The organism is Pseudomonas rosaeacicularis (assembly GCF_057128745.1).
In genome coordinates this window covers 196,767-202,998 of record NZ_JBSKHT010000005.1, presented here as the reverse complement: position 1 = coordinate 202,998, position 6,232 = coordinate 196,767, and the positions used below count along the sequence as shown (strand labels likewise).

4 protein-coding genes and 1 pseudogene are annotated in these 6,232 nt (G+C 62.3%); 3 read left to right on the top strand and 2 right to left on the bottom strand.

All coding sequences use genetic code 11. The annotated features are described in order from the left end of the window. Positions 1-995 precede the first annotated feature (995 nt). Complete coding sequence (hrpB, locus tag ACWKWM_RS08935) at positions 996-3,536, bottom strand: ATP-dependent helicase HrpB (protein WP_483845784.1); 2,541 nt, start codon at positions 3,534-3,536, stop codon at positions 996-998. Between the two features lie 142 nt (positions 3,537-3,678). Between hrpB and ACWKWM_RS08930 the strand changes: the two genes are divergently transcribed. Both ACWKWM_RS08930 and ACWKWM_RS08925 read left to right on the top strand, forming a co-directional pair. Beyond that, positions 3,679-4,104, top strand: a complete 426-nt coding sequence (locus ACWKWM_RS08930) for a polyribonucleotide nucleotidyltransferase (RefSeq protein WP_483845783.1) — start codon at positions 3,679-3,681, stop codon at positions 4,102-4,104. Positions 4,105-4,149: 45 nt separating this feature from the next. Further along, entirely contained in the window at positions 4,150-5,043 is an 894-nt protein-coding gene (locus ACWKWM_RS08925; RefSeq protein ID WP_483845782.1) for a cation diffusion facilitator family transporter, read from the top strand. Positions 5,044-5,046: 3 nt separating this feature from the next. On the opposite strand, the gene ACWKWM_RS08920 is transcribed toward ACWKWM_RS08925, so the two are convergent. Continuing rightward, positions 5,047-5,802: a DUF6515 family protein gene (locus ACWKWM_RS08920; RefSeq protein ID WP_483845781.1), complete on the bottom strand. Its 756-nt coding sequence runs from the start codon at positions 5,800-5,802 to the stop codon at positions 5,047-5,049. On the opposite strand from ACWKWM_RS08920, the pseudogene ACWKWM_RS08915 reads away from it, so the two are divergent. Beyond that, positions 5,731-6,231, top strand: a pseudogene (locus tag ACWKWM_RS08915) (hypothetical protein); the annotation flags it as partial. The gene ACWKWM_RS08920 and the pseudogene ACWKWM_RS08915 overlap by 72 nt on opposite strands. Between the last annotated feature and the right edge of the window lies 1 nt (position 6,232).

The following is a 6,232-nucleotide window of genomic DNA, read 5'->3' as shown; positions in this document are numbered from 1 at the left end:
GGTTTTAGGGCCGCTGCGCGCCCCATCGTTGGCAAGCCAGACTCCTACGCCCTCCGGGCAGAAGCATGAGCCGCGTTGATCATCGCCTTTTCCCGACAGCTCCGGTCCGCTTCTGCCGAAGGCGTAGGAGCGCAGCTTGCTCGCGATCTGCCGGGCACCGGCAGTGAAACCGGTGCACGCGGTTTGTCTGATGAACCGAGGTGTCTGGTTTTAGGGCCGCTGCGCGCCCCATCGTTGGCAAGCCGGGCTCCTACGCCTTCCGGGCAGAAGCATGAGCCGCGTTGATCATCGCCTTTTCACAACAGCTCAGGTCCGCTTCTGCCGAAGGCGTAGGAGCGCAGCTTGCTCGCGATCTGCCGGGCACCAGCAGTAAAACCTTTGCACGCGGTTTGTCTGATGAACCGAGGCGTCTGGTTTTAGGGCCGCTGCGCGCCCCATCGTTGGCAAGCCAGACTCCTATGCCCTCCGGGCAGAAGCATGAGCTGCGTTGATCATCGCCTTTTCACAACAGCTCTCATCCGCTTCTGCCGAAGGCGTAGGAGCGCAGCTTGCTTGCGATCTGCCGGGCACCGGCAGTGAAACCGGTGCATGCGGTTTGTCTGATAAACCGAGGTGTCTGGTTTTAGGGCCGCTGCGCGCCCCATCGTTGGCAAGCCAGACTCCTACGCCCTCCGGGCAGAAGCATGAGCCGCGTTGATCATCGCCTTTTCCCAACAGCTCCGATCCGCTTCTGCCGAAGGCGTAGGAGCGCAGCTTGCTCGCGATCTGCCGGGCACCGGCAGTAAAACCTGCGCACGCGGTTTGTCTGATGAACCGAGGTGTCTGGTTTTAGGGCCGCTGCGCAGCCCACCGCGCCCGTCGTGACCTCCGATTGTGCCTACGCGCTACGCGCAGAAGCGAGACGGGGCGCATACACGTGCTCCGCGCAAAAGCGGGCTTGCAGCGCGCAGAAGCGGAACCGCAGCACGCACACGCGTCCCGCGCAGAAGCAGCCGTCAGTTTGCTGGCTTTCTCGGCTTGATCCGCGCGGTCGGCTCGGCCACCAGGGGGTCATCGGGCCAGTAGTGCTTGGGATACCGCCCTTTCAAATCCTTCTTCACTTCGGCGTAGGTGCTGCGCCAGAAGTTGGCCAGATCCTGGGTTACCTGCACCGGGCGGCGCGCCGGGGACAACAGGTGGAGCTTGACGATCTGCCGGCCGTTGGCGATACGCGGTGTGTCAGCCAGGCCGAACAGTTCCTGCAAACGCACCGCCAGAATCGGTGGATGTTCACTGTAGTCCAGGCGGATCGACGAGCCGGACGGCACGCTCAAATGATGCGGCGCCAGCTCGTCCAGCCGTTGCGGCAGCGGCCATGGCAACAGGTTATGCAGAATCGACGACAGATCGAGATTGCCAAAATGGCTCAGCCGCGACACCTTGCCCAGGTACGACAACAGCCAATCTTCCAGACCACCCAGCAACGCCTCATTACTGACATCGGGCCATTCGCTGCTGTCTTGCTTCCCCAAATCCAGCTGCCGAAGCAATCCAACACGCGCCTGCCACTGACGCAATTCCGGCGTCCACGGCAACAGCTCCAGTCCCTTGCGCCGCACCAGCGCCAGCAACGCATGCCCGCGCGCCGAATCGTCCAGCCCGGTCAACGGCTCGCGGGTGATGATCAATTCCCCCGCCTTGCGCTGCCGTTCGGCGACGAACACGCCGTCGCGCTCGTTCCACTCCAGATGATCGACCTGCGTCACCTGCTCCCTTAGTACCGAATCAAACAAAGCTGGATCAAGCTCAGCCGCAAGATATATACGCTCCTCCCGCTGGCCCTGACGACTGCCAAGATCCGCCACCACCAGCCACGGCTGCTTCATCAATGCATCCGCCTCGGCGAACAACGCAGCCCGACCATTGGCCAGACGATATTCGGCGCCACCCGCGCGTCGTTGCAGGGCGACGCGATCCGGATAGGCGAGCGCCAACAACGCGCCCAGCCAACGAGGATGATCCGGATCAGCAACCGGCTCCGTCACTGCGCCACGCAAATACCCTCGGTATTGCCGCGCCAGTTGCTTGGCCCGCTGCACACCGCCTTGAGCGCCGCGGGCTGCACGTTCGGTCCCGGCCAGCAGGACCAAGCGGCTGTAAAGATCAGCACCGGCGCCGCGCAAAATATCGCGCTCGCCCAGTAACGCCGCGACATCGCACGCCAGCGTACCCAGACCCAGGGCATGCCCGCGCAGCAGCAAATGGGCGATACGCGGATGAGCGGGGACTTCGGCCATGGCCTGACCGTGAGGGGTGAGCTTCCAGTCTTCACCGGGCTTGCGCGCCAAGGCGCCGAGCCGTCCGAGCAAATCCTGCGCCTGGGCATACGCCGCAGCAGGCGGCACGTCGAGCCAAACAAGCTGCGACGGCTCAACGCCCCAGCGCGCCAACTGCAAACCCAGCCCGGCCAGATCTGCCTGCAAGACTTCCGCCGCACCGTACGCCGCCAACTGCTCGTGCTGACTTTCAGACCACAACCGATAACACACGCCCGGCTCCAGTCGCCCTGCCCGGCCAGCGCGCTGAGTGGCACTGGCGCGAGAGATGCGTTGAGTGTCGAGCCGCGTCATGCCGCTGCCGGGATCGAAACGCGGCACCCGCGCCAGCCCGGCATCGACCACCACGCGCACGCCGTCGATGGTGATGCTGGTTTCGGCGATGTTGGTCGCCATTACCACTTTGCGCGTGCCCTTGGGCGCAGGCTCGATGGCCGCGCGCTGGGCATTGAGGTCCAGCTCGCCATGCAACGGGCAGAGCAGAATGTCACTGCGCTCGCCCAATGCATCGGCCAGTTGCTGATTGACCCGACGGATCTCCGCCTGCCCCGGCAGAAACACCAATACGCTGCCGGTTTGACTGCCCAGCGCGTCGAGCACGGTCTGCACCACACGCGGCTCAATGAACTCGCCAGGCTGAAAAGGCCGCCCCCAATGCATCGTCACCGGGAACATGCGTCCATCGCTGCGAACCACTGGCGCATCGTCCAGCAGCGCCGAGAGCCGCTCGCCTTCCAGCGTCGCCGACATCAGCAATATCTTCAGCGGCTGCTCATCGCGAAACAGTGCGCGGCCGTTGAGGCTCAACGCCAGCGCCAAATCAGCGTCCAGACTGCGCTCGTGAAACTCGTCAAAAATCACCAGCCCCACGCCCTCCAGCGCCGGGTCGTCCTGCAAACGCCGGGTGAGAATGCCTTCAGTCACCACTTCGATGCGGGTGTTGGGCCCGACTTTGCTGTCCAGCCGAATGCGATAACCCACGGTTTCGCCGACCTTCTCCCCCAGCTCGGAGGCCAACCGTTCCGCCGCCGCACGCGCAGCCAGACGTCGCGGTTCGAGCATCAAAATCGTTTGCCCCGCCAGCCACGGCTCATCGAGCAGCGCCAGCGGCACTCGCGTGGTTTTACCTGCGCCGGGTGGCGCTTCTAGCACAGCTTCGTGGCGCTGCGCGAGGGCTTCGCGCAGTGCGGGCAGGACAGCATCGATCGGCAGAGAAATCATGGAGGCTCCAGAACAGGCCGCCGATTATACGGTGCCGGTCGCGGCTTTGTTGGTTGACGCTACGAACCGTCTTCGCGCTCGGATAGTCTTAGCGATTAGGCATTTGCCTTGTATAGTTGCGGCTTCCTCTGAGGAGACATTCATGCGCATTCCTTCCCGTTTGATCGGCGGCGTTCTCGTCGCCACCCTGCTCACTCAACTCACCGCCTGCGGCAGCATTTTCTACCCCGAACGTCGCGGGCAGATTCAAGGCAACGGCAAGATCGACCCACCGATTGCCCTGCTCGACGCCGTCGGGCTGCTGTTCTACATCATCCCCGGCGTGATCGCGTTTGCGGTCGACTTCGCCACAGGCGCGATTTACCTGCCCGACAGCAAGCACGCACAAATCGACCCTCAGAAACTACAGCCCGCCGTGCGCACCGATGGCAGCATCGACAACGCCAAACTTCAGGCCATCATTCAGACCGAGCTGGGCCGCAACCTGCCACTGGATGACCCGCGCCTGATCCAACACAAGGGCAGCGCCGAACAACTGGCGAGCATGGGCGTGATCCCGTCCGCCTGATGCCGATACTGACTTGCAACACGGTCCCGATTTGAAGGAAACGCCATGATCACCAGCACCGAACACGTCCGATTGTTGCGCTTGGCGACCCGGGCGTCGCTGGTCGTTGCCAGCACATTGATCGTCGCCAAAGCCATCGCCTGGTGGCTTAGCGGTTCGGTCAGTTTGCTGGCCGGGTTGACCGACTCGCTGCTGGACGGCGCGGCGTCTTTCCTCAATCTGCTGGCGGTGCATTACGCGCTGCGCCCCGCTGACGAGGACCACCGTTACGGCCACGGCAAAGCCGAAGCGCTGTCGGGTATAGCCCAGGCGCTGTTCATTGCGGTCAGTGCATTTTTGATTGGCTTTCAGGCCATCGAGCGCATTTTGCATCCAGAGCCAGTTGGCGCGCCGGGGCTGGGCATCGCGGTCATGGTCTTGTCGATTGCGCTCACTGTTGCGCTGTTGATGTTGCAACACAAGGTGGTGAAGGAAACCGGGTCTGCCGCTATTCGCGCCGACTCCCTGCATTACCGTTCCGACCTGCTGCTGAACGCCAGTATTTTGGTAGCTCTGGGATTGGCGTACTTCGGATATGCGCAACTGGACGCCTGGTTCGGGCTGGCGATTGCGGTTTACATATTGTGGAGCGCTGTCTCAATTGCACGGGAAACGGTCTCGGTTCTGATGGATGCCGAGCTGCCGCTGGATGTCAGCGCGCGCATGCTGGAATTGGCGCAAAACGTGCCCGGCGTACTGGGTGCTCATGATTTGCGCACTCGGATCTCCGGCAATCACTGGTTCGTGCAATTGCATCTGGAGCTGCCGGGGTCGTTGACGTTGACGGCGGCGCACACGCTGTGTGACGCCGTGGAGCATGCGATTAATGGCGAGTTCCCGAGGGCCGAAGTGCTGGTACACGCCGACCCTCAGGAAGTCGTCAATCAAGTCGCTGTCTGACCATCAGTTGACGGTGTATCCGCGACCGACCAGACAACCCGCCATCGCTTGCTGATACACGCCTAGTACCTCTGGCGCCGGCGCGTAGGTGGCGGTGGACGGATTGAAGTTGCTCTGCGACACCGCGTAGTTGTAGCAATCGTATCGGTCCTGCTGGACCTGCTCCGGACCTTGCCCGTTAGCCGGATAAGCCGCTATGTCGTACGGATCGCCCTGTTGCTGTTGCTGTTGCAACGGTGGCTGTTGCAGCGGTGGAGCCTGGGTTGGCGAATAGACGGGCTCGACATTCGCTGGCGGCTGGGCCACGACGTATTCCTGAGTGTTCTGTTCGTAGGTGTAGTAAGTGCCAGCGGCCAGGAAGAACAGCGCGCTGCCCAACCACACTTGCTGCGCGTAGTCCGGCAACTGTCGCACACGAACGCCGCGCGGTGGCTCGACCACAATGTAGCGCGGGCCTTGCGGGCGATACCAATAGCCGCCGGAATAGAAGTAATCCTGACCGCGATACGGCACTCGCGAATAGCCGCCGGGCACGTGATCTATCTGGTAACCGGGACGGTAACGCGGGCCTGAGCCCCAGCCATTGCCGTGACCATTGTCCGGACGACGATCATTGCCGCCGCGCCAGGATTGATTCTGGTTGCCACGGGGGATGTCTTCGTAAAAACCCTGGCGCGGCGGCTGAGTTTGCCGCGTTTCATTGGGCCGCGGCTGGATCGCCAGGTTGTTTTGACGCTCCTGCACCTGCCGGTTCTGCATCTGTCGCTCTTGGGATTGCTGCTGTTGTTGCTGTTGTTGCTCGCGGCGCTGCTGTTGCTGGCGGTCTTGCTGCTGCTCTTGTTGCTGGCGCTGCTGTTGCTGACGCTCTTGCTGATCGCGCTGCTGGTTGGATCGCTGCTGCATCTGATTCTGCTGCAGTTGTTCGCGCTGCTGCTGACGTTGCTGCTCTTGACCCTGTTGCTGCTGACGCTGCTGTTGTTGAATCTGCTGCTGCTGCTGGTGTTGCTGTTGATTCTGTTGTTGCTGCCCGCCGTTAGGGTTGCCACGGTTGGACTCACGCGGATTGTTATCGTCAGCCAGACCCTGCGCGCTGATGCTCAACGACAACAGGCTGACACCTGCCAAAAGCCAGATGCGCGTTTTCATGCTTTCCTCACTACGGCACGGATACTTATTGATAGGACTGCGT